The organism is Cohnella cholangitidis, from assembly GCF_014107495.1.
In the GTDB taxonomy this organism is placed as follows: domain Bacteria; phylum Bacillota; class Bacilli; order Paenibacillales; family Paenibacillaceae; genus Cohnella; species Cohnella cholangitidis.
This window is the reverse complement of the sequence record NZ_CP041969.1, coordinates 3,898,592-3,923,638: the sequence shown is the minus strand read 5'-3', so window position 1 is coordinate 3,923,638 and position 25,047 is coordinate 3,898,592. Positions and strand designations below refer to the sequence as shown.

The 25,047-nt window shown below is 52.8% G+C and carries 18 protein-coding genes; all 18 read right to left on the bottom strand.

Annotation, left to right across the window (positions count from 1 at the left end):
* Positions 1-45 precede the first annotated feature (45 nt).
* A complete protein-coding gene (locus tag FPL14_RS18115; RefSeq protein WP_182299102.1) occupies positions 46-1,434 on the bottom strand; it encodes a sensor histidine kinase in 1,389 nt (462 codons plus the stop codon).
* A complete protein-coding gene (locus tag FPL14_RS18110; RefSeq protein ID WP_182299101.1) occupies positions 1,431-2,114 on the bottom strand; it encodes a response regulator transcription factor in 684 nt (227 codons plus the stop codon). The genes FPL14_RS18115 and FPL14_RS18110 overlap by 4 nt, the downstream gene beginning before the upstream one ends.
* Before the next feature lie 414 nt (positions 2,115-2,528).
* Positions 2,529-4,301: a cache domain-containing sensor histidine kinase gene (locus FPL14_RS18105; protein ID WP_182299100.1), complete on the bottom strand. Its 1,773-nt coding sequence runs from the start codon at positions 4,299-4,301 to the stop codon at positions 2,529-2,531.
* 21 nt (positions 4,302-4,322) lie between these two features.
* A complete protein-coding gene (locus tag FPL14_RS18100) occupies positions 4,323-5,888 on the bottom strand; it encodes a response regulator (RefSeq protein WP_182299099.1) in 1,566 nt (521 codons plus the stop codon).
* A 79-nt stretch (positions 5,889-5,967) separates the two neighbouring features.
* Entirely contained in the window at positions 5,968-7,611 is a 1,644-nt protein-coding gene (locus FPL14_RS18095) for an extracellular solute-binding protein (protein WP_182299098.1), read from the bottom strand.
* A gap of 68 nt (positions 7,612-7,679) precedes the next feature.
* Positions 7,680-8,582, bottom strand: a complete 903-nt coding sequence (locus tag FPL14_RS18090) for a carbohydrate ABC transporter permease (RefSeq protein ID WP_182299097.1) — start codon at positions 8,580-8,582, stop codon at positions 7,680-7,682.
* Positions 8,583-8,598: 16 nt separating this feature from the next.
* Entirely contained in the window at positions 8,599-9,462 is an 864-nt protein-coding gene (locus tag FPL14_RS18085) for an ABC transporter permease (protein WP_229263986.1), read from the bottom strand.
* Positions 9,463-9,557: 95 nt separating this feature from the next.
* The gene (locus FPL14_RS18080) at positions 9,558-10,802 is read right to left on the bottom strand and encodes a glycoside hydrolase family 5 protein (protein WP_182299095.1); all 1,245 of its coding nucleotides are present in this window, start codon (positions 10,800-10,802) and stop codon (positions 9,558-9,560) included.
* A 212-nt stretch (positions 10,803-11,014) separates the two neighbouring features.
* On the bottom strand, positions 11,015-11,377 hold the full coding sequence (locus FPL14_RS18075; protein ID WP_267875379.1) for a DUF1304 domain-containing protein: 363 nt from the start codon (positions 11,375-11,377) through the stop codon (positions 11,015-11,017).
* A 55-nt stretch (positions 11,378-11,432) separates the two neighbouring features.
* A complete protein-coding gene (locus FPL14_RS18070) occupies positions 11,433-13,736 on the bottom strand; it encodes an MMPL family transporter (RefSeq protein ID WP_182299094.1) in 2,304 nt (767 codons plus the stop codon).
* A gap of 111 nt (positions 13,737-13,847) precedes the next feature.
* Positions 13,848-14,450: a TetR/AcrR family transcriptional regulator gene (locus tag FPL14_RS18065; protein WP_182299093.1), complete on the bottom strand. Its 603-nt coding sequence runs from the start codon at positions 14,448-14,450 to the stop codon at positions 13,848-13,850.
* Between the two features lie 681 nt (positions 14,451-15,131).
* Entirely contained in the window at positions 15,132-15,977 is an 846-nt protein-coding gene (locus tag FPL14_RS18060) for an alpha/beta hydrolase (RefSeq protein ID WP_182299092.1), read from the bottom strand.
* A gap of 429 nt (positions 15,978-16,406) precedes the next feature.
* Positions 16,407-16,736: a YolD-like family protein gene (locus FPL14_RS18055; protein ID WP_182299091.1), complete on the bottom strand. Its 330-nt coding sequence runs from the start codon at positions 16,734-16,736 to the stop codon at positions 16,407-16,409.
* Positions 16,733-18,001 carry a DNA polymerase IV gene (locus tag FPL14_RS18050; RefSeq protein WP_182304044.1) on the bottom strand — a complete coding sequence of 423 codons (1,269 nt, stop codon included), beginning with the start codon at positions 17,999-18,001 and terminating at the stop codon, positions 16,733-16,735. The genes FPL14_RS18055 and FPL14_RS18050 overlap by 4 nt, the downstream gene beginning before the upstream one ends.
* Before the next feature lie 11 nt (positions 18,002-18,012).
* Complete coding sequence (locus tag FPL14_RS18045; RefSeq protein ID WP_182299090.1) at positions 18,013-18,384, bottom strand: YhjD family protein; 372 nt, start codon at positions 18,382-18,384, stop codon at positions 18,013-18,015.
* 323 nt (positions 18,385-18,707) lie between these two features.
* Positions 18,708-19,406, bottom strand: coding sequence for an SDR family oxidoreductase (locus tag FPL14_RS18040; RefSeq protein WP_182299089.1), 699 nt, complete (start codon positions 19,404-19,406; stop codon positions 18,708-18,710).
* A gap of 30 nt (positions 19,407-19,436) precedes the next feature.
* Positions 19,437-22,535, bottom strand: coding sequence for a glycoside hydrolase family 2 TIM barrel-domain containing protein (locus tag FPL14_RS18035; protein ID WP_182299088.1), 3,099 nt, complete (start codon positions 22,533-22,535; stop codon positions 19,437-19,439).
* 107 nt (positions 22,536-22,642) lie between these two features.
* The gene (locus tag FPL14_RS18030) at positions 22,643-25,039 is read right to left on the bottom strand and encodes a glycoside hydrolase family 95 protein (RefSeq protein ID WP_182299087.1); all 2,397 of its coding nucleotides are present in this window, start codon (positions 25,037-25,039) and stop codon (positions 22,643-22,645) included.
* Positions 25,040-25,047: the final 8 nt, after the last annotated feature.

Here is a 25,047-nt window from a genome sequence, read left to right as displayed (position 1 = left end):
ACCTGAATTATCGAACAGGCGAATGAACGGACGATGAACGGAGCATTACAATCGGGGGATACGGACGGTAAACAGAGTCCCCTTGCCAACCTCGCTTTGGACTTCGATCGTTCCCCCATGAAGCGAGATGATTTTGTGAACGATGGATAAGCCTAGGCCGCTGCCCGAAGAGGTACGATTTCTAGCTTTGTCCGCTTTGTGGAATCTCTCGAAAATATAAGGAATCTCCGACGCGGGTATCCCGACGCCGGAATCGCGGAACTCGATCTCCATGCCGACAGCGCCGCAGTCTGTAATCTCCACGCCGATCGTACCGCCGGAAGGCGTAAAATAAATCGCGTTTGAAATCAGATTCAGCCATACTTCGTAGAGCAAAGGGGCATCCGCCGCGATCGTCGCTTCGGGCAGCTCCAGCTCGAGGTTCAACCTTTTCTCCGTCCATTGCCATTCCAGCATAATGATGATCTCGCGGATTTGTTCGTCCAAACGGAAAGTCGTCATTTGCAGACGCTGGTCTTCCTTATCTAGCGCGGCGAGCTTAAGAAGCTGTTTGCTTAAGGAAGATAGGCGCTTGCTTTCCTGCTCGACGATCGTCCAATACCTCTCGGACTGCTCGGCGGTTACTTGCTTGTCCAGCACGGCGCGGGCGAACCCTTGAATGGACGTTAAAGGGCTCTGAAATTCATGCGACACGTTCGCGACGAATTCTTGCCTCATTCGATCGAGCCGCTGGATCGACTCCGCCATTCGCGCGAAATGGTCCGCCAAGTCGCCGAACTCGTCTTTTCGGTTCCGGGACTTCTCCAAACCGACGTTGAAGTTTCCTTTGCCGATTTGCTGCGTTGCCTTTTTCAGCACTTGCAACGGCTTGACGATGAATCGCGTCAGAATGACGATTAGAATCAAGCTCGTGACAAAAGTGAATCCGAGGAGGACGGCAACGATAATACGAATTTCCCCGATTTGCTTTTCCAAGTCGGGCCGGATGAACAAGGCATTCGGTCCGTTTGTCGTTGACAGAGGAATTCCGACGGTATTGCGAACGCTGTTCTCGAACAAGGAGAAGATCTCCAGTCGATTGTTCTCTTCCTTCATGCCATGGTAGATTCCGCCGTCTAATACGGTTTGAACTTCCTCGTCGCTCAGCTTTCCGTGCTTGAACGGACCCCCGAACATTTTACCGTTCATGCTCTCGTCGACGGCGTAGATTTGAAAGCCTAACGCCGCGATTCCCGTTAAGTAAGTATCCAGGTTGACTTCGGAATCCTGCCCGTACAGCGCGCCAATGCTCTGGCCCATCGCCAATATTTTATCCTCGTTGTTCGTCTTGATTTTCTCCTGATAATATAAGCTCGTCAGTACGACCCCGACCACTCCGCTTAAGAGAGCGACGACCATGAACGTCAGGACGATCCGCACGTACAACGTCTTCATGTCTCGTCCCTCGCTTCGAGCTTGTAGCCCAATCCGCGAATCGTCGTAATCACGAAGTCGGCTTGCCGATCGGCGAACCTCTCTCGCAACCGTTTGACATGAACGTCTACCGTGCGGCTATCGCCATCGTAGTCCGCGCCCCAGATCAATCGGATCAATTGCTCGCGGGTGTAGATTCGCCCAGGCTGGCTCGCGAGCTGCGCCAATAGTTCGAATTCGCGCAAAGGGATCGTGATCTGCTCCTCGCCTATTCGGATCTCGTATCCTTTCCGGTCGATGCTCACGTTGCCCAGCCTGATGACTTCGGACGAGACCAGCCGGTATCTCCGCAGCAGCGCTTTGATTCGAAACAGCAATTCCTTCGGCTCGAACGGCTTAACCATGTAGTCGTCCGTTCCGGCCAAATAGCCTTGCTCTTTATCTTCAAGCTGTCCCTTCGCGGTCAGCATGATCACGGGAATATCGTAATGCTCCCGAATTTCGCGGCATAGCTCAAGCCCGTCCACTCCGGGCATCATCACATCGACGATCGCCAGATGAACCTGCTCGTTCTCGCATATCCGAGAGGCCTGCGCCCCATCCTCGGCTTCGAGCACGACATAACCTTCTTTGCTCAACACGAGCCGAAGCAATTCCCGGATCGAAGGATCGTCATCCGCCACTACGATATGTATTCTCATGCTTGATCTCCTCTTCCGTTACCTCAGAACGGCTTCCGCGATATTTTGGCTCCAGTATATCACAGGGCTCCTCGATGAGGAGAATGTGTTTCCTTGTAGCGGTCACGTATAACGGCACGGCGTGCCGTTAAATGGACATACGATCCAAGTTTCATCAAAATAGCGGCACGGCGTGCCGTTAATTGGACATACGGTCCGGTTTATACCAATATAGCGGCACGGCGTGCCGTTAATTGGACATACGATCCAAGTTTCATCAAAATAGCGGCACGGCGTGCCGTTAGATAGACATACGATCCGGATTTTACCAATATAGCGGCACGGCGTGCCGCTATCGGCTATCGGAACAAGTCTCTTGGTAAATGTGCGCAAGCTCTACTCCACCCCTGCCGCGCGTCATTCGAGAACCGAACGTTACGGCATCGGCGCAGGCGAGGGACAGCGCGGAATCGTAATGACGGCGGTCGTCCCGATTCCCGGCCGGCTATGCAGATCGACGCCGTAGCTCTCCCCGTAATGCAGACGAATTCTTTCGTCCACGTTCCGTATCCCGTAACCGATTCGGATGCCGTCCCTGTTCATCAATTGCTCCAGCGTATTACGGCTCATGCCGACGCCATTATCGATAATCCGAATGACGACCGTATCGTTCATTAACTCGGCTACGATGCGGATAGCGATCCGTTCCCCGTACCAGGCATGCTCGAGCGCGTTTTCGACGAAAGGCTGCACGACGATTTTGACCGTTTCGTAGGGATACACGGAAGGTTCGATATCGTAGTACACTTGCAGCTTGTCCCCGTATTTGATTTTCTGGATCTCGATATAAGTACGCGTATGGTCAAGCTCCTGCTCGACCGTAACGACCGTTCTGCCTTGATTAAGCGCCAGCCGATAAAATTTGGACAGCTCGATGACCATCCTGTTCAATTTCTCGGTTTCTCCGAATTTGGCCAGCCTGCCGATCGAAGACAGCGTATTGTACAGAAAATGGGGGTTGATCTGCGCCTGAAGAGTGGACAGCTCCGCCTCTTTTTTCAGCAGGTTGGCCTCATAGTTTTGCCGGATCAATCGCTCGATGCTCTCGCCCATGTTGTTGAAGGCGTTCGATATGCTGGCAAACTCGTCTTTCCCCGTATAGCGGATCCTCTTCGATAAGTCGCCGTCCATGAACGCCTGCAACGAATGGACCAGCTTGCTCACCCGTCTCATGAAATACTTCGAAACGAAATAACTAAGGAACAAAATAATAAGCACATTGACCGAGAGAATAAGCAGCGTCAGATTGGTCATGCGGCTCGCGTCGCGGACGAATACTTCGCGGGGAATAATAGCGACTAGCGTCCAGTCCAATCCGGAGATCGGTTCGCGGATAACGAGCCGAGAATCGTCGGCCTCGGAGCCCGACGCGATGACCGGGGATTCGCTTCCGCTAGAAGAATAGATCGTACGCCCGGCACCGTCTATGACGAATAGGGAAGATCGCTCGCCGATTCTCGAATGCTGCACCTCGGTAAGCAGCCGGTCGATCTTGACCGTTACTTTCACGACCCCTATTTTCTTCAGCTTCTGCAAGTCGAAGAACTTGCCGAACGTCGATAGGTTATTGTATTTTTCATCCGTTCCTACCTGTTTCCAGACAATCGTTTCGTCGTATTGCCCGCTCTGGAAAAACTCCTCCGAATACCACGGCTCTTGGTCAAGCCGGACGGCATGAAGCACCTTATAGTTTCTTGGCATGCTAAGCGGATCGACTCCGTCTTCCGCAACGTCGTAAACCTCCGGCACGCTGTCGTTATCCAAGTAGATCGATAGCTGAATCGCATTCGCGCTCGAATTCACCGCGTTGCGAAGCGACGGATCCAAATATCTCGTGATCGCCTCGAAGCCGCTCCAAGCATCGTGCTTGCGGCTCAGCAGCCGTTGAAGGCTCTGATCGGAAGTCACCAGAGCGGATACTCGCTTAACGTCCTCCATTTTGTAGGCGATGTTGTTCCGCATTTGCAGAAGAGTACCCTGAATATTGTCGCGGGTATGATCGCGAACGGATTGGACCGAATTCCGATAGGCAAAAAAACCGGTTATGATAACCGGCACCATCGCGAGCAGCATGTAAGAGACAAGCAGCTTAACGCCGAAAGAAACCGAATCCACCCGCTTGAACGACAATCGCTCGAACGATAACAATCGCTTCAGCTTGCCTCACCTCTAGATCCGTTTGCGATAATCGCCCGGAGCGATGCCGAATAGTTTGCGGAATTGCCGGTTAAACACGGTAAAGTTTTTATAACCGATCTCGCTGGCCACCTCGTAAATTTTGCGCTTCGGATCGCGCAACAGCTCCTTCGCTTGATTCAACCGTTGGCGAATGACGTAATCGCTGAAATTTTCCCCGGTCTCTTCTTTGAATAAAAAACCGAGATAATTGGGGCTGAAGGAAAAGGTATGGGCTACGTCCTTTAACGTGAACGAATCTCCGAGCCGCTCTTCTACGTATTTCATCATTTCTTCCACGAGTTTGCGGTTTTTCCCTAGCTTCTTCCCGTTCAGCTTCTCCGAAATTTCGAACAGCCGCCGCCGGAGCCAGGACTGGATGTCGGCGATCGTCTCGAACCGGTACAACACGTCAAGATGGGATAGTTCGATGTCGAGCAAAGCATAGAAGTTCTCTCCCTTGGACGCCAAGTACTGCTCCAATCTGGCGATCAGATAGAAGGAAAAATGATGGACCTGCAGCTTCTCTTCCATGCCGCGGGCGATACCGAACAGCAATTGCAGAATATCGTCGATGCGAACCAGTTCGTAACCGTTCATCGCATCGAATAACTCTTCCAGCACTTCGTTGAGATTGCGGGCTTCCGTGGCCATATAGTGATTGGATTCCCCGGAGCAGATCAATCTGTTCTTGCCGACGAACCATTTCAGGGAAAGCGCGTCTACGGCCGACCGATAAGAGGAAGGAAGCTCGCCCCTGCCTGCCGCCCTCTCGCCGACCGCAATCGTAAGCGTCAGAGGCATGCATTCTCCGGCTTCAGACAAGATCGTTCGGAAGACGGGCAACGGTTCCCCGCAATCCGCCGAATCCCGAAACAAAATCGCCAACCGATGGGGAGCCACTTGCACCGGATACAGCCCGTATTTGCCGCACTGCCTCTCGATATAATCATAGATTCGCCGTAAGACCGCATCCCGCCTCGCCTTCGGATACGAGTTCAGCTTCCAGGAAAGATCGTCGATTTCCACGACCGCCGAACGGTTGCAATCCGGCCGGATCTGCCGCTCGCCGCCGTCCGGCAACACGGCCAAATCGTTCGGTTCGCCTTCGTTTTCCAGCCACCGGGCAATGAGCCTATTGCGAATAAGCGGAATCGACCGCTCGAACGCAAGCTTCTCCTTATCTTTGTCCAATTGCGATCTCAGCTTCTGCAGGAAAGCATACAGTTCCGAGTCGTCGACCGGTTTCAGCACGTACCCGAACGCGCTCAGTTGGATTGCTTTCTGAGCATATTGAAAGTCCTCGAATCCGCTAATAAAGATCAGCTTGATATGCGGCTGCGATTCGAGCGCTTGCCGCGCTAATTCCAATCCCGACATGATCGGCATCTTGATGTCGGTAATCAGAATATCCGCGCTCTCTCGTCTCAGAAATTCCAGAGCGGCGAACCCGCTGCCCGCGGCGAAAACCACTTCGATGCCTAGCGAATGCCAATCGATCAACCGCTGCAGCCCCTCCAGATCCAGAGGCTCGTCGTCCGCCAATACGCATTTGTACATCGCTGTCACCTTCGGCTTTTCATAGGAGAAGAGAGCCCCCTCGGGAGCCCTTCTTCACCCATCCAGTTTATTTTCTTTTCTATTTCTGTATGATAGCTTTGTTTGCGTTCCATTTATCGGTATAAAATTGCAGAAGCTCATCATATCCGGCATCGACGGCATGTTGTTGCGCCTGTTCCATCAGAGACAGCACCTCGTTATCGTCCTTGGCGAACAGCATTTTGGCAAAAGCGGTAACGTAGATGTCGTTCACCATCGTTCTGGCTATCCCTTCATCGGTATCGGGCAGCGGATCGATATTGACGAACTCCGTCATCTCCAGCGAAGTTTTCCAGAAGAAGTTTTTCTGGGCTTCCGTCGTCCAATTCCGCTGGTTCTCCGGCAGCTTCATCTCGTATTCCGCCTTCGAAGTGTTGACGAACGTCGTATTGCCTACCCAATCGAACGCTCCGATTTTTTGTTTGTCCTTCTCGGCTTGCGGCGTATTGATGGCGGTATCGTTAGGGATCGGCGCTCCGTTCCCGTCATAATCGTCCCAGTACAATCCGGGAGGTCCGAAGAATGCCACGCGCTGCCCTTCGGGTCCGGTCAACCAATCCAAGTAGGCGAATATTCTCTCGGGATCCTTGGCGTTCTTCGTAATGACAATAGCGTTCCAACCTAGCGAATTGTAGTCGCTGACGAAGATTTTGTCCTTATCCAGCCCCGACTTGCGAATCGGCCATATCGGCTCGTAACCGCCTTCGGGATCAATCGCCTTCCAAGCATTGTTCGCTTCGCGTCCGTAGTTAGCCACATCGCCGAAAGCGAACACCGCGACTCTGCCCGTATTCAGCTTCTCCTTCACTTGGTCGTCCTTTTGCGTTAATGCGTCTTGAGTAATTAATTTCTCCCGGAACAGCTTGCTCGCGAACAGCATCGTTTCTTGGAATGCCGGGTCTTGGAAAATGGAAATCAGCCGCGTTCCGTCGGTAGCGAACCTCGACGACATGTATTTCATCGGGTGGTACTCCGCGAATCCGGACGACATGACGTCGATTCCCTGTCCTCCGATTCCCGTCTCGAACGGGACCACGTCGGGATAGGTTATCTTAACCTTCTTCAAATAATCGTACAGATCGTCGAACGTCTCCAGCTTAGGGCTTCCCAGCTCTTTATAAATTTTCGTGTTGATGATCCAACCGGTGTTGCCGTTGCCGCTGGACGTATACCAGTTAGGAAATTGATAGAGCTTGCCGTCCTCGGAACGCAGCATGTTGAGCGTCCGGTCTCCCGCATACTGCTTAAGATTCGGATATTTATCGAGATATTCGTCCAGCGCGACCAGTTGGCCTCCCGCGCGAAGACGTTCGACATCCCCGCCTCGATCGATCATCATCACGTCCGGCAACGTGTTAGAGGCGATCATCGTATTCAGCTTAGACGCCGCTCCTCCTCCGGATTGAATCGGTTCCACCGTGATTTTCATGTTTTCTTGTATCCATTTGCTAGTCGGATCGGCGCCCCAAGGCTCCGTAGTCATCCAATCGTAGTTGCCGTAGAAGCTGAACGTGTAGGGCTCAAGTTCGTTACCCGGATTCTCCTTCGTATTGGAGCCCGAAGGCGACGGGCTCGCTTCCTTGGAATTGTCCGGTTCGTTGGAACCTCCGCTGCAGCCTGCCAATATGACGGTAAACGCAACCATTAGAACGAGAATCAAGCTGAATGCTCTTCGAACGCGCATTCGTCATCCCCTCTCCCGCATTTCGTTTGCGAGTCTAATTTGACATGAATACCGAACAAAGCGCTTTATTATTCTTTTAAAGAACCGACCAACACGCCTTTGACAAAATATTTCTGCACGAACGGATATACGAGAATAATCGGCAGCGTAGCCACCATCATCGTCGCCATCGTCAAGCTCTTGGTCGTGACCGTCTGCGACCTGCTCAGCGCATCGAGCGCCGCCGCGTTGCCCCCCGTTGCCTGCAGCATTTGGTCCGTTACGATATTGGAGTTCAGAATCTGCTTCAGTACCGTCTGGATCGGCAACAGATTTTCCTGATTAATAAATATACTGGGACCGAACCAGTCATTCCAATGGCCGACGGCGGTGAACAGCGATAACGTCGCGATGACCGGTCCCGAGATGGGAACGACGATCCGGAAGAAAATACCGAAATCGCTGCAGCCGTCTATTCTCGCGGATTCCTCCAAGCCGTCGGGAAGCTCCAGGAAGAACGTCCGAAAGATGATCATGTTCCACACGCTGACGAACCCCGGAATGACCATCACCCAGAACGTATTCATAAGGCCCAGTTCCCTGATGAGCAGGAAGGAAGGAATCAATCCGCCGCTGAAATACAACGTAACGATGCAGTAGATCATATAGTATTTTCTGAAAATCAATCCCCGCTTCGATAACGCATACGCGAACATGGCGGTAAAGAAAATGGACAACGCCGTGCCGAAGACGGTTCTGAATACCGAGATCATAAAAGCCCGCAACAACCGAGTATCTTGAAGCACGATATCGTAATTGTCCAACGTCCACTTGCGCGGCCAGAAGGTTACTCCGCCCATCGCCGTGTCCGAGCCTACGTTGAAGGAAAGAACCAACGAGTTCCAGAACGGATACAACGTGCTGAAGCCTAATAGGACCAACAGGACGGTAATGAAGGATTGAAGCACCTTGTCTTCCCAACTGAATTTCATGCGCAAGCCCCCCGCGCTACCATAAGCTCGTGCCGAATCTTCTAGCCGTATAGTTCGCCGCCGTGAGCAAGGCCACGCTGATTACCGCTTTGAACAATCCGGCCGCCGTTGCGTAAGAGAAGCGATTATTCATGATTCCAAGCCGGTAGACGTAGGTATCGATGACATCGGAAACGTCCTTCAGGATGGGATTGTTGGACAGAATCAGAATATCTTCGAACCCGGCGCTCAAAATGTTGCCGACCGCAAGAATCATAAAGATAATAATGACAGGCGCGATGCAGGGAAGCGTGATCAGGAATATTTGCTTGAACCTGCTCGCCCCGTCTAGCGAAGCCGACTCGTACAGGTGAGGGTCGATCCCGGCAATCGCGGCCAAATACACGATGCTGGCAAACCCGATTTCTTTCCATACGCCGGTTCCGATCAAGATGGCCCAGAAATATTCCGGGACGGACAAGAAATTGATCGGCTCGCCTATGATCCTCAGCTGTTGCAGCAAGATGTTAAGGCTGCCGTTCTCCGTCGACAGAATGGAAAACACGAAACCGCCAACGATGACCCACGACAGGAAATGGGGCAAATAACTGATTGTCTGGATCGTGCGCTTGAACCACATTCGTTGGACTTCGTTCAGCATTAACGCCAGAATGACCGGAGCGGGAAATCCGATCAGCAGCTTCAAGCCGCTGATGACGATCGTGTTGCGCATCACGTTCCAGAAGTCCGGGGAGTTGAAGAACATCTCGAAATGCTTGAATCCGACCCATGGGCTATGGAAGAACCCCTTGAACAGGTTGTAATCCTGAAAAGCCATCAACACCCCGTACATCGGGATATAGCTGAAAATAAAGATAACGACAATGCCCGGCATTACCATCGCTTGCAATTCCCATTGGCCGGCCAGCCTGCGCCATATCCCTTTCCCCCGGGCAGGCGACGCGCGCGCGGAATTCGTACCCCCGGCTTCCGTCTTCATGGCTTCACCTCCGCGTCGGCCGTCGATTCCCAGAACCCCGGAACCGGCTGCAGACCGAGCGCCTCGATATCTCCCCGATCGGGAATCCCGTTAGGCGCCACGCCGAAATCCGTCTGATAGTCCCAGAGGGTCCATCCGATGCCGAATTCCTCGAACGCTTCCCGAACGTCCCGGATATAACTAAGACGACTGATCTGTTCCGCAGCGCGGTAAACGCCGAATTCATTAGCGGTCAGAGGAACATCGTGGCTTCTCGCCCAATCGACTACCGGCTTCAAATATTCCCTGACCTTATCCTTGTTCCACCCTTCCCGGCAATACTGATCGAGGGTCGCCTGAACGATAGTCGCTTCCTCCGGCGACATAACGCTGCTCTCCCTCGCTGCGGGACAGGATGCGCCGTCCGGCAACGGATAAGGAACGTCCTTGATATATTTCTGCATTTCCCAACCCCATCCGGCTTCTTGATGGGTAAAGGTCATCGGATCGTACATATGAAAATTGTATACGACGTTGCGATCCTTCAAGGGCTCCATCATAGTCAGGGCAAGCGAACTGTTCCATCTCTTATGAATGCCGTCGGTCGAATCTTCCGCTAGCCCCGTTTGCAGATTGGCGCTGGCGATCAAGGTATGCTCGGGCGCGCCTCTGCGCATCGCGGCCATAATGGTTTTCTGGGAATCGTACCAATCCTGCGGGTCATCCGCGTAAGGCTCGTTCAATACTTCCAGGAATACCAGATCGGGATCGAATCGACTCATATGCTTAGCTAGACTCTCCCAGAATAAAGCCGTCTTCTCGGCATGAAGCGGGTCCAGCTGGATCCATGCTTTCAAGCCGTCTTCCGCATGATAATCCAACACGACGGCCAGATCATGGCTCAGAATATTCTCGATCGCCTGATCCAAGCGCTTCAGCATAACCGGATTAATCGCGGCGGGGTCGTTGCCGTTGTAGAAGCTGGTGGAGTTGAACGGCAGCCGGACATGCAGGAACCCCATATCCCGTATACTCTGCAACTTATCCGAGTCGTACGCCCAAGGGTCGTAATGGGACCAGAACCAACCGGAAAGATTAACGCCTCTAGTCAATTTCTGCAAACGATGTTCCGGTACATCTTTAAGCTCGACAGGGTTGGATTGTCTATAGATGACGATAGACGCCGCGCAAATCGCGATAATCGCTGCCGCGGCTAAGAGCTGTTTCGTTCGCCGCTTCCGAGCTATCTTGATCCCTCCCATCCGTTACTGCTTACAATATCCATGATATGAAAAGGGACCTCTTCAAGGAATGCACCCCAGCAACGATTTGAATACGTTTGCAACGGACTTTGCCATGCTTGTCCGTGCGAACCGATTAGACCGTCAGAAGATCAGAATCGGATTGGTAGACAAACAAAAAGCCCGCCCTTACGGGCGAGCTGGAAGCAAGCTATTCTAATGGCAAGACGGCATTACCACGCGAGCATGACGGCGATCCACGCGGCCAAGGCGGGAATGCCTTGCACGTATAGAATCGACCTCTTGGCGGTAAAACCTCCGAAGATAGCGGCGATGACTACGCAAACGAGAAAGAAGGTCTGAATTTGGTACCCCGTGGAAACATTCGGATGAAGCAATCCCCAGACTAGGCCTGCAGCCAAAAATCCGTTGTACAACCCTTGGTTCGCGGCCAGTGACCGGGAGTCCCGCGCGAAGCTTGCCGACGTTCCGAATCTTCTCCGAATGCCGGGAGACGTCCAGAGGAACATCTCCATGAACAGAATGATCACATGCTCCAAAGCGACAAGCCCAACTAGAATCGTCGCGATGACCACCGGGCCTCTCCCCTTCCGTTTGCTAGCCTGACGCGTTGTAACCGCTACTAATTATTTATTCTCGAGATAGGGAATTATCACTCCGTTTTCGCGGTTGGGAAGGCTCCAGCTTCCGTCTGCCCGGGAACCACCAGCTCGCCCGTCCGAGCAGCTTCATCGTTACCGGAACGAGCAGCATCCGAATGACGGTCGAATCGAGCGCGATTGCGATAGCCATACCGAAGCCGAGCATCTGAATCGGCAATACGCCCGAGAACGCGAAGCCGGCGAATACGGCAACCATCAGAACGGCCGCTCCCGTAATCAGAGGTCCGGTTTTCTCCATTCCCTCGGCAATACTGTCCTCATGCGCTCCGGTCCGGTCGTACTCTTCCTTGATCCGGCTCACGAGGAATACTTCATAATCCGTGCTAAGTCCGAATAACAACGCAAGCAGCAACACCGGAACGAAGTGAATGATATAACCGTTCGATTCTACGTCGAAGATTTCCGAACCGTATCCGAGAGCGAACACGAACACTAGAATTCCGTAGGTAGCCGCTACCGAGAACAGGTTAAGGATGATCGCCTTCAGCGGCAGCAGCAAGCTCTTGAAGGAGAGTACCAGAATCAAGAAGATTAGAACCAGCATGACTCCTAGCGCCGGCAACAAGCTATCGTTGATCGCCTTGGACGTATCCATGCCCGTCATCGTTTCTCCGCCGATGCTGAACACGGTTCCCGCCGGAAGTTCAAACCCAGGCAATAACGTGTCTCGCAAATGCTTGATGAAATCCCTGCCCACGTCGCTTGAGCCGTATTGATCCAATTCTACCTCGAGCACCCCGGTGTGCCGGTCGGTGCTTACGTAACGATTAACCATGTAGCTAACGTCTTGAGGCAGCGAGTCGGCCCCTCCGTTCAAAATTCCCGAGACGGCAGCCGGTTCCATGCCCGGGAAAAAGTTCGTTACGGCCGATACTCCGATAACGTGATCTTGTTTGGCCAGCTCCGCCTGCAGCGCGGCGATCTTCGCGAGCGCCTCGGGCGAACTTAGGTCGCTGGTTTCGTTATGGAGGACGACGCTGATCTGATTAGCCGCTCCGATGCCGAACGATTCTTCCATGAGCGTAAAGCCTTGGCGAACCGACGTGTCCGCGGGCAACGTTCGAATATCGGGAGAATTCAGCTTCATATCGAGCGCCGGGTAAGCGAATGCCCCCAAAGCCGCCAACGTAAGAATCAGGAACAAGACCGGACGGCGCATGATCGCGTTCGTCCACCGTTTCCAGCCGCTCGTTCTCGTCGTTTCGCGCGGACGAAGGAACGGGATGCTGCCCTTGTTAATGCGGGTTCCAAGAATGACGAGTACTGCAGGCAACAATGTTAAGCTAGCCAATCCGGCGACGAACACGACGACGATTCCGCCGAATGCGATCGCTTTGATCGCGGCTATCGGCACGGTGAACAGCGCGGAGAGCGCGGCAATAACGGTGAGAGCCGAGAAGAATACGGTATGGCCCGCCGTTCCCATCGTTTTGACCAGCGCATCCTGCTTCGTATTTCCCGGTACGGCAAGCTCCGCCTTAAACCGGCTAACCATGAAGAGAGAATAGTCTATTCCTACTCCGAGCCCTAGCATCATGGCCGAATTCGTGACGAATACCGACAGTTCTACCTGAAGGGCGACTAAGTATACGATTCCCATGGCGACAAGCACGGAAGCGATCGTCACCATTAATGGAGTTACCATGGCCATGATCGAACGGAAGACGAGCAGAAGGATGATCACGATGAGCGGGAATACGATCATTTCCGCTTTAGCCAGCCCTTCCTGACTCTGTACGCTGCTCTCGCCCCAGAACGCCGCGCCGCCCACCAAGTATGCTTCCGCTCCAAGGCTTGCAGCTTGCTCGACTACGCGTTCTTGATAATCGGGAACCTCGTTAATCAAGAAATCCAATTTCGTATCCATATCGACGAAAGCGATGCTAAGGTTCGGATCTTGGCCTACCAGACCGGATCCGATTCCCTCCGACGCGCTCAGAATGCTGAATACTCCGGATACGCCTTCCTCGGTTTTCAACCGATCGACGATCTTCTGCAGCTTCTCGTTATATTCCGGGGAACCGGCCGCATGCTTCGGATCCTTAAGGACAAGCGTCAGCGAACTCTCGGATCTGCCCTCGAATTCCGATGCCAGCAGCTTCCCCGCGGCGAGCGATTGCGACCCCGGAACATCCCAACCTCCGCCGCTAAGCAGAGGAGTTAATTTGCCGAACGCAAATCCTCCGAACAACAAACCCGCGATCCATAGCGCTACGACTACCCATCTTACTTTGTAAAGCGCCTTTCCCCAACCATGCAATAAAGCGTGCATCTCTCCACCGTCTTTCTCTTTTGTTTGTATTCGTTCTACACTGCGTTAACAATATATGTCGCTTATTGTTTGAGCATTCAAACAGTAAGCGGTAAAAAGAAAGAGACAAGATCACGAGTCTCTCTTCTTGCTAACGAATTCATAGTACGCGCCAAGCATTGTCGCTAGCGTATTGTACGCATCGTCATACTTGAAATCGGGATCGGCGACCTTCTGCAGGCCTAAGCCTTCGAACACCGCGTACAAGATCGAAGCGATCGCCTCCGATTGCTCACGGGAAAACCCGCTGATCGATTCGATCGTATCGCTAATATAAGCACGCTCCGTAGCGAGCATTTCCCGCAAAGTAGCCGTTGCGCTGTCTTTCCGGAGTCCGATCGCGAATAACTCGAATCGAAGACGGAACCAGTCCTGATGCTGAAGAGCCTTGCTCTTAGGCAGCTCAAGCATCTGCGCTATCGTTGCGTTAGATATCTCATCCGGGTTACCGGCGGCTTGAAGCAAGGGAAGAAACGAATCGCAATACTTCTTCGTTTCGCGGCGGAATACTTCGGCGAACAGCAGATCCTTACTCGGAAAATAGTAGTTAATCAAGCCTTGAGCCACGCCCGCCGTAGCTGCTATTTCCTTCGTCGAGGCCTTATCGTAGCCTTTCTCCGATAATACGGTATACGCGGCCGCGATAATTCTGTCTCTTTTGTCTGCGTCTGTCATCGGCACACTTCCTGCATCTTAGAGTTTGGTTTGAACGAGATCAGAAGGAATGGAGTTTGAATGAACGTTCAAACAGAGAATAACACGTTGATCCATCTTTTGCAAGTCGCAAACTCTAAACCGCTCGCGGACGCCATTGGAGACCTTTGAGTTGACTATCCGGCTGCTTCTGTCCCTCTATACTGCCTCACTGGGGCATGAACCATTCGAGGAAGCCGTAGATGAACAGTCTGAGTGGCTACAGGATCAGAATGTGGTGTTACTGCGACGCATTCCCCGTCTGATAAGCGATGGGGAAGGAAGTAGCGCGGAAAAACCGACTAAATAGCTTGCGGGGGTGCCCCGTCTGAGTAGGATAAAGATTCAGAATGTGGTCATTTTCCGGTTAACTTGCGTCCTAACTCATGGCTACCCTTGACTTATCCCCAGAGTTATCCACATTCATCCACAACTCATCCACATTAGTGCACAATTTACCTACACTAGTCCACAACTCATCCACATTCATCCACAATCCATCCACAACCAACGAGTAACCCCCTTTTTCCACGCACCGAACACAAACCGGCTTTCGCCGTCCTTCAGTGAGAGAGAATGCTGTCTACGCCGGAAGCAAGTCGGAAAATAAATCGCCAAAAAACCCGACCACTGTGTCGGGTTTTCATCTAACTTATCGTAGGATCACAACGCTCTAAGCCAGCTCTCCACTTCCCGGAACGTCCCCTCGTTCGAGAGGATGCCATCGTGATCGCTGTCTAGAATCATCGACACCTTCGCTTCGTTGTATTCGGCGAACATCGGTGCGTATTGCCCGGGAATAAATACCTCTTCCTTCTCCCCGATCAATACGAGAGTCGGTTGGGTCATCGCCCGCAAATTACGCTCGAATTTGGCTTTGGGCGTTCTCGACATAAGCAGCCTGTAACTGAGCTCCAACGTCTCGCGTCCATGTCTGCGCGCGATCGGTTTGTCGTTGCGCATGACGATCCATTTGTTCAAGAAGCGGAGACCGACCGCGTTAAGAATCGTAAGAAATACGACTCTCGGCATTTCCAGCTGGATAGTGCTCCATGGGTCCTTCTTGTGGTTGATTGGCGCTTTCGGGTGGACGGCAGGTGCGAGCAGCAGATAGGCGTTAACTTCCTTGGCCAACCGACGTGTAGTTAGACGGATCACGTTAGCTCCGCCTCCCGAATGCCCGGCCATGATCAAAGTGTGCGGCGAAGGGAGTCGCGGCCGAATCCATTTGATCAAATCCTCGATATCGTCGTCATGTTGGCCGATATATTCCACGTCGCCCCTACGGACCGGATGCAGTCCGTATCCCCGAAGATCGGGCACGACCACTTGCGCCAGATGGTTCTTGGACAGGAATTCGGCCAACGGATGCAAATATTGCCCGTCCTCCGAAATCCCGTGCAGCAGAATGATGACTTTATCCGATTCCGCCAAGTAATGGCGGTAACACAACGATCTTCCGTCCCTTGCTTCGTATGTCTGAATTGGGGGCAGTACTCTTTCGAACATGATGGACCTCCGACGGTCAACTCATTTACGCTTTTCCATAGTTTACACTGGATCAGTATAATTGAAAGCGCTATTTTTATCCATTATACCACAAATGTACTACTTGTACTGCTTAAAATTAGGTCTATAGCCTCATTCCATATTCTTGCATTGGAAGTTGCATTATAAGCATCATTTTATCGAAATGCACCGGTTTTATTCGTCCCCATAAGTAGACGCCTAGCCACGCCCATAGAAGACCCGCCAGCACCATCAAACCGACCGTTATGCCTGTGGCAAGCCCATTTTCGATTCTCTTAGATACGAAAAGAAATATGCAAAACAGAATATGGGCAACGACCATGCTCCCAGATATCAGCAGTAGAGAACGAGAGGGGTCGCGCATTCGTTATGTCCCTTTGATGTCGTACTCGCCGCCCCATCCTCTATCTACTGCAAACTCGCCCCGATAATATCCTCCATCCTAAACCGTTCCCCATCGATGATGAACGTCCGGGTATAAGGATCGACCTTGTCGACGATTCCGATCGCCGCGCAATCCTCGTATTCGTGATACAGCTTGAACTGCGCCGCGACTCTCATGCCCAGCGATGCCATGAGCACCCGCATGATCTCTTCCCATTGCTGCTCGTCTAACGCCGGCTTTGTCGGCCTTCTGTGCTTGATCTCTAGATTCTCGGCGATAATCCGCTCTTTATGCTCCGGAAGCATCATCCGGCTCGACTCCCACAATCCGTTGTTCTCCAGCTTTTTGCTCATTTGTAATGTCCTCCGATCTTGCCCGCCCTGTCTTTGGCCTGCCCTGCTTCCGTAACGGATACGGCTCTCATGATGGCGGTATTGCCGTATTTCAGCTTCAAGGCATCGGTCGTCTTCTCCAGCTCCCGAAACCGATCCCGTTGATCGAACAACGAGAGCTGGTACTCTTCTTCATTGGATAATTGCGAGAGGCTAACCGCCACCTTCCGTACCGGCACTCCCTCCCAGTGCTGCCGGAACAGCTTAACCGCGGCGGCGTACACCAGATTGGTCACGTTCGTCGGCTCGACCATCTTCATCTGCCGGTAAAATCCGGTAGGGTGGTCGAAATCCGCGCCTTGGCACCCCACGGATACGACGCCCCCCATGAAACCAAGACCGCGGCAGCGTTGGCAGACGAGCTCCGTCAGCTCCAGCAGCACGACCTTCAACTCCTCGAACTTGCGGTAATCCCGCGGCAACGTCATCTGATGGCCCACGCTCTTAGGGGCCTCTTCATGGGTGTAAGGGCTGACCGGACTATCGTCGAGCCCGTTGGCGAGCCGCCAGTATAATTCGGCGTCGATGTCGCAGTTTTTGCCGAACTTCCGCCGCATCATCTGCTTCAAGACGGCCAGCGGCGTCCGCGCAAGCTCTCCGATCGTCGCCAACCCCATCGCCGTAAAGTGGGCGGTCATGCGGCTCCCGACCATGAACAGCTTGCCTATGGGCAGCGGCCATAGCTTCTCCGGCAACATCGTCTTCGTCAGCGTGAATAAGCCATCGTCGTTCTTCTTGGCCCATAGGTCGCACGCCATCTTGGCCGTCACTTTCGAATAGCTGATCCCTAAGCGCGTATACACCCCCGTATCGTTCCGGACTTGCATTTGAATCGCCTCCGCGATATCGCGCGGCGATCCGAACAGCTTCCGGCTGCCCGTAATATCGATAAATTGCTCGTCGATCGAATAAGGCTCGACGAGATCGCTATAGGTACGATAAATATTCGTAATCTGCATGGACACGTCGATATACAGCTGCATCCGCGGCTTGATAATGACGAGATCGGGACATTTCGCCAGCGACTCCCTCACCGTCTCGGCCGTCGTTACTCCGTATTGTTTGGCGATCGGGCAAGCCGCCAGTATAATGCCGCTTCTGCGTTCCGGATCTCCCGCAACGACCAGCGGCTTGTTCGCGTATTGCGGGTTGCTCGCTTTCTCCACGGAAGCGTAGAAGCTCTGGCAGTCCGCAAGCATGATAATCCTTTCCTCGTCGCGGCCCATCGCCGTCACCCTCACCCATCCGTCAGCTTAACCCCCGTGTACTCGCTCGCTTTTTTCAACGTTTCGGTCCGCACCGTGCCCCATAACAGAGTCATATGATGCTGATAACCCCGGCATAGGTAATCCGCTTCGACGCCGAGCTTCGTCCGCTCCTCGGGAAGCACCTTGATCCCTCGCTCCCGAAGCTGCTTCTTGATCGAGTAATGCTCGTTGATGATGTCGTCCTGCACCTTCTTCAAGCCGTGAATCAAAATCATGTCCAGCTTGAATCCCGCCGATTGAGCCGTGTGGATATCACTTTCAAGGTAGTCCAGCATGATCGGAATCAGAATCGACTCCTTCACCATTCGCAGCTCCTCGCGATTCAGCATTGGAGGTTTCATTCCCATTCCCCCGTATCCCGTATGGCACGAACGTCGAGCGCTCCCGGTGTTCGTGTTATTCATTATATACGAACAAACGTTCGTTTATCCATGTTTATTTTTTGCTTTTTCAAACTTATACTGGAAGTACAAGCTCGGCGAGCTGCGCTGGGGCTTGTCCCTTCGTGGGCATCAGAAATAACCTTCCGAAGAAATTATCTCTCCAAAAGGTTATTCGTTACCTATTATGCTCGAATCCTCATTTGTCGTACGGGTCGATCTAACGCACAGAGGGGATCATGCCCATAAAGACCATGATCCCCTCTGTCTGAGTCGAACTAAGCTCATCTCGGCAAAGTCTTGCCGTTGTGGTCTACGAATACATTAGCGCGCTCGCATTCGATCTTACCTTCCGCAAGATCGATTATTCCGGGCGCGGGCATCGACGGATCGTTGGTTGCTTGGGGTCCGCCCATGTCCGTTCTCAGCCATCCGGGATGAACGGCGTATACTCGAGACCCTTTCGGTTCTAGCAAATGATGAAGCTGCTGGGAAAATAAATTGAGAGCCGCCTTGGAGATCGCGTAGGAATAATCTCCTCCGTATGCTCTTTCGAAGCTGCCCGATGCGGACGACACGTTCACGATCGTACTGGAGCCATGAGACGGCAGCAGCCGCATAAAGTGCTTCACCATCCGTATCGGACCGTAAACGTTGACATCCATCGTCCGTTCGAGATCGGCGATCTGAAGCTCCTCCAAGCTGTGCTCCCTGCCGATAAGGACCGCTGCATTGTTAATAATGGAATCGATGCTCCGTCCCTCCTTGTGCAGCCGTTCCGCTAGGCTGGAGATCCCCTCCTCGTTCGTTACGTCAAGGGGAACGATCTCGATCTTCCCCGGGTACTGCCGGGCCATATCTTTAAGGCTGCCCGACTCCGATACTTTCCGGACTCCTGCCCATACCGTGTGCCCCCGTTTTGCCGCTTCCAGCACAAGCATAAGTCCCAGGCCTCGATTCGCGCCCGTAATGATAAGATTCATTCCAATATCCTCCCCTGGAATTAATTTAGTTCAAGCTCCGCTGCTTCGCGGTCCGAAAACTGCCGCGATCGAAATTTCAAAGCGCTGTTCCTTGGAACCGAGCAAATATTTCTCCATCGTTGGCGCATAACCGCAGCTATGGTTGCCGATTCCGCTCTGTCCGGCATCCAGCTTTACGATCGTCTCGTTCAGGCGTGTCAGCTGATGAATATGGCGAGTCGCGGTCATGTCCTCTATCGAATAATGATGAACGCTCATCTCGTAAGGAAGCTTACCCTTGAATCGCAAACCGAGCCCTTGCTCATTCATGATCGTGGACCAGCGAACCTCTGACTTATTGCCGTTCTCCTGCGGCTTCTCATACGGAACAAATTGCTCTTCCACAGTTCCGCTGTATACTCCTAATTTTCCGCTTTCTTTGCGATCCGGGTAGCATTCGTGAGGGCCTTTGCCAAACCAAGTCAATTGTTTATAGCTGTCCGACAGCCGCAGCTCCAAGCCGAATCGCGGCAATGAAGGCAATTCCTTCATGGGTTCAAGGGCAGCTTCGATGTTCACCCGTCCGTTCCGGTCAATCTCATATTGAATGATAGACCGGAATGCTAGCCCTTCCCCCCTCGCTCCTAAGGCCATTTCCACCGAAAGACGGCAGCTGTCCTCGCTTAGCTCGCACGCCGAAAATTTCCGAACGTCCGCAATGAGCCGATTATACCCGGCTTTCATCCACTCTTTGGCCAGATGGACATCGTTGTCGACCGGAGCGCGCCACAGGTTCAGCTTCGGACCGGAAATAAGCACGTTTTCCCCCTGAAGTTCCCAAGCGGAGATCCATCCTGCGAGTTTATCGAACGTAATGCGAAATTCTTCGCCGATGATGATGATTTCTTTGTTATCTTCTTCTACCCGCAAAGGATGTTGCACGGTGATAGGCGTAGATGCCGAGTTAACGATTTCCACAGGCAACCGCAAATCCGCCCAAGCAATTTCATGCCCCGCTTTTGCCCACGACGCATCATCCCTAAGTAAAAATCGGATGTGGATCCAATATTCTCCGGGAGATTTCAACAAATCGCCGTTAAGAGGAAGCTCGATGACGTCATCCGAGCCGGGTTCCGTTGCTAGAGCTGCAATCGTTCCCCCGTCAAGTTCAACGCCGTCATGCATGAGCTTCCATTCGCCATTGAGATGCTCTAGCGTTGCGAAATGATAGCGATTCGTTATGCGCACTCGTCCGGCAAGCAGATCGTTCGCTTCAATTTTCACGGGCTCAATCGCTTTTTTGTATTCGAGTATCGAGGGCTTCAGACCGCGATCCGGGAACGTAAGCCCATCCATGCAGAAGGGGCCGCTATGCGGCTCGTCCCCGAAATCGCCGCCATAAGCGTACCAGCTTTTCCCTTCGTCCGTACGCTGAAGGATGCCTAAATCGGACCATTCCCATATCAGTCCGCCTAGCAGACGCGGATAGGCGTACACCGTATCCCAATATTCCTTTTGGTTACCCGTGGAATTGCCCATGGCATGGCCGAACTCGATCATCAGATAAGGTCGCGGGTCATCCTTTTCCCCTTCCGCGATCAGCATATCCACTGACGGATACATGGTGCTGACAACGTCGACAACGGAAGCTTCGTAGGCTCGTTCATAATGGATAGGACGCGTAGGATCCGCCTCTCTGATCCAATCCGCCATTGCATCGTGGTTTGAACCATAGCCTGATTCGTTGCCTAGCGACCATAGGATGACGGAGGGGTGATTCTTATCCCGCTCCACCATTTTTCTCGCCCGTTGAACATAAGCTTCTTGCCAATCCGCATGCTTGCTTAAATAACTCTCATCCTCTATAAAATGAAAGCCATGCGTTTCCAAATCGGCCTCGTCGATCGCGAACAAGCCGTATTGATCGCAGAGATCCAGCCATCGGGTATCGTTAGGATAGTGGGATAGCCGAACGGTATTGACATTGTGCTGCTTCATCAACTTAATATCCGCCACCATAGCATCCATCGTCGTAACATAACCGGTAACCGGGTGGAATTCGTTACGATTTACGCCTTTAATAATAATCGGCTTCCCATTGATGTACAGCCGTCCGTCTCTAATCGCAATATCGCGGAATCCGACGGACGACTCCTGGACTTCCACGATGACGTCGTCAGCATCGTATATCGTTAACAGCAGCCTGTACAAGTACGGGGTTTCCGCTGTCCACATGCAAGGAGCTTCAATCGATTCCGTGAGCGTAATGATCCGTTCATGACCGTCTTCCGGCTGAAGGGATCCATCATAATAATGATCGAAAATCGTCTCTCGATTCTCGTCCATCAATATCGCACGCAGTTTCCACGAGGAATAGCCTTCGGATTGCATTTCCCGGTTCCCGTTCAGCGCTTGCGTTATTTTCAGCTTCAATTCCAGCTCGGCGCTCCGGTAATCGCCGGACATTAGCGTACGCACACGAACATCTTCAATGGTCACGTCCGGAAGCGACAACAAGAATACATCCCGGAAAATCCCGCTCAGACGCCACTTGTCCTGCGACTCCAGATAGCTTCCGTCGCACCATTGGTACACGCGTACGGCCAATACGTTATCGCCGGTCCGAACGTACGAAGCAATATTAAACTCCGAACGATTGTGGCTGCCTTGGCTATATCCGACCAATTGGCCGTTTACCCATACATGGAAGGAGGAATCCACGCCGTCGAAGACGAGCCGAGTCTGTCTATCGCCCCAACCCTCTCTGAGCCGGAACACCGTGCGATAACTGCCCACCGGATTCATGAGCGGCACATTCGGCGGATCGATCGGAAACGGATAAGGACAGCTGCTATAATGCGGGCGCCCATATCCATTCATCTGCCAATTTCCAGGTACCGGCATTTGATCCCAGCCTTCATCCCTGTAATCGGTTACATGAAAATCCGCCGGAGCCAAATCCGGACTTTCGGCGTAGTTAAATCTCCAACTGCCATTTAATAGATGATAGAAGGGCGATGCCGCACGATTCTTATCCAAAGCGCTGTCCCAATCCCCGTAAGGAAGTAAATCCGCACGCGGCGCTACCGTGTTACGCTCCAGAATGTTCAAATTCATCCAATCCGGTATTTCTGTATCGATTGTGCTCATATCCATCCTCCGATTCCACCTTGAATGACAAGCCGTCCCTATAGTTTATCCCCTTCGCCTAGCCTGGCGAAGGGGACGTTTCTGACTTCTGCTATTGAATATTCTGCTTATTTGATCGGAACAACCCGATACGATTTCCCCGCTTCCGTCTTGAACTCGATAACGCCGTCGGCCGCAACCTCGCTGTCGACGCCTTCAATTCCGACAAGCTCGGACAATCGCAATCTACAGTTCCCGTTCAAGGATGCTTGGATAATCGCATGATGCAATCTCCCTTGCTTCCATTCCATGCTGATTTCATATCCGCCGCGGGCGCGAAGTCCTCTCACGCTGCCGTTGCTCCAAGCAGAAGGCAATGCAGGCAGCAAATGCAATTCACCTGCATGGCTTTGTACAAGCAGCTCGGCAATGCCCGCTGTAGCCGCAAAGTTCGCTTCGATCGAAAAAGGATAAAACGTAATTTTCGGATGACGATGCGCGTTAAAGAGATTCGGAAACGGATTGCCGAGCAGTTTTCGTAAATATCCGTAGGCGTTGTCCGGATCTTCCAGTCGTGCGTAAATGTTAATATTCCAAGCAAAGCACCAGCCGATCGTATCCGTGCCCTCATGCTCCCGACGGCGATCTAAAGTCGTTCGTACGGCTTGCGCCAGTTCAGGCGTTCCGCGAACCGTAATTTGGTTGCCCGGATGCAGTCCGTATAGATGAGCCGTATGTCGATGGCCCGGCTCCGCTTCTTCAAAGTCCCGGAACCATTCCTGAAGCTGCCCATGCCGGCCAATCCGGAATGGCAATAAGCGATCGTAGGCTTGGCTCAGCGTATCCCCGAAGCCATCGGTTTCGTTCAATATCCTATAGCTTTCCATGCAGTTAGCAAATAGCTCGCGCATGAGCGCAATATCCATCGTAGAGCTCATCCCGACCGCGACATGCGATCCATCCGGCGCGATGAACGTATTCTCCGGCGATGTCGAAGGAGACGATACGAGATTCCCGTTCTCGTCCTCGACCAGATAATCTAGGCAGAACATAGCCGCTTCCTTCATGATCGGATAGGCGACATCCCTCAAGAAATCAGCATCGCCATTGTAGGCATAATGCTCCCATAGATGCTGGCACATCCAAGGCCCGGTCATCGGCCAGTAAGCCCAAGTCGCCGGTCCTTTCGACGGTCCTCCCTGCGGTGTTGCAGTCCGCCATAGATCAACGCCATGATGCGCGGTCCAGCCCCGAGCGCCGTAATAGACGTCTGCCATTTTACCGCCTGTCGTCCGAAGATCGTTCAGCATATCGAACAATGGATAATGGAACTCTGCGAGGTTACAGCTTTCGGCTGGCCAGTAGTTCATTTCCGTATTGATGTTCGTCGTATAATTGCATGACCAAGGCGGTTTCGTCATGTTGTTCCAGATGCCCTGAAGATTGGTCGCCTGCGTGCCGGGCCGCGAGCTGCTGATCATCAAGTAACGGCCGTATTGGAAAAATAACGCTGCGAGCTGCGCGTCCTCCCCGCCTTCCCGCACAGCAATAATACGTTCATCCGTAGGCAGCTCGGTTCGGCTCTCCCCGCCCAACTCCAACTCCACTCGATCGAAGTAGGGTTGAAAATCCGCGACGTGCCGCTCTCTCAATTGTGCATAGCTATAACGAGAAGCCTCGGCTAACGAGCCTTCGCACAGCTCTGCCGGGTTTTTCCCCTCGGTTACGGGATCCTTGTCATAGCCGTTAAAGCTGGTAGATGCACTCAGCAGAAGCGTTACCGCCTTCGCGGACCTGACGAGCAAACGCGCGCCATGCGTCTCGACATGCCCTTCCTCCGCTATCGCCTGAAGTTGAACTTGAAAGCGTACCCCTTTGTTCTCCTCGAAGAATACCGTTTCTTCGGCAGGGTCGCCCACTGGATCCATGCGGCTTGGCGCCGCGCCAGCCATGAAAATGCGATCCACGCCCAATTTGCCGGTCGAATAGTTCAATGGACTGCGCAACGAAGCCTGCACGTTTATTTTCTTGGGATGATCCGCGGAAATCCGAATAACCATTACCCGATCAACCGCGGATACGAAGGCTTCGCGAACGTAAGTCGTATCTCCATGCGTATATTCAGTGCGGCTAATTCCGCTGCGAAGATCCAACTCGCGGCGATAGGACCGTACATTGGAGCCATGCTCCATCTCCAGCTCCAGGTCACCCAGCGCTTGATAAGCTTCAGACCAAGGACCGAGCATATGATTCTCGATAACCGTCTGAGCTTCCCGGTATTGCCCGGCAAAAATCAACTTACGCGATTCGTCCAAATGCTTAACCGCTTCCATATTGTCAGCTTCCCTTGGCGAGCCCGTCCACAGGGTGTCCTCGTTTAAAGAAATGCGCTCTCGTTTAACGCCGCCATAGACCATGCCACCCAGTCTGCCGTTCCCGAGCGGCAATGCTTCCACCCATTCCTCGGCTGGATTTCGATACCAGAGCAGCATCGGGTTGTTCTTGCCTATGCTCCTTATGCTCATCGATACGC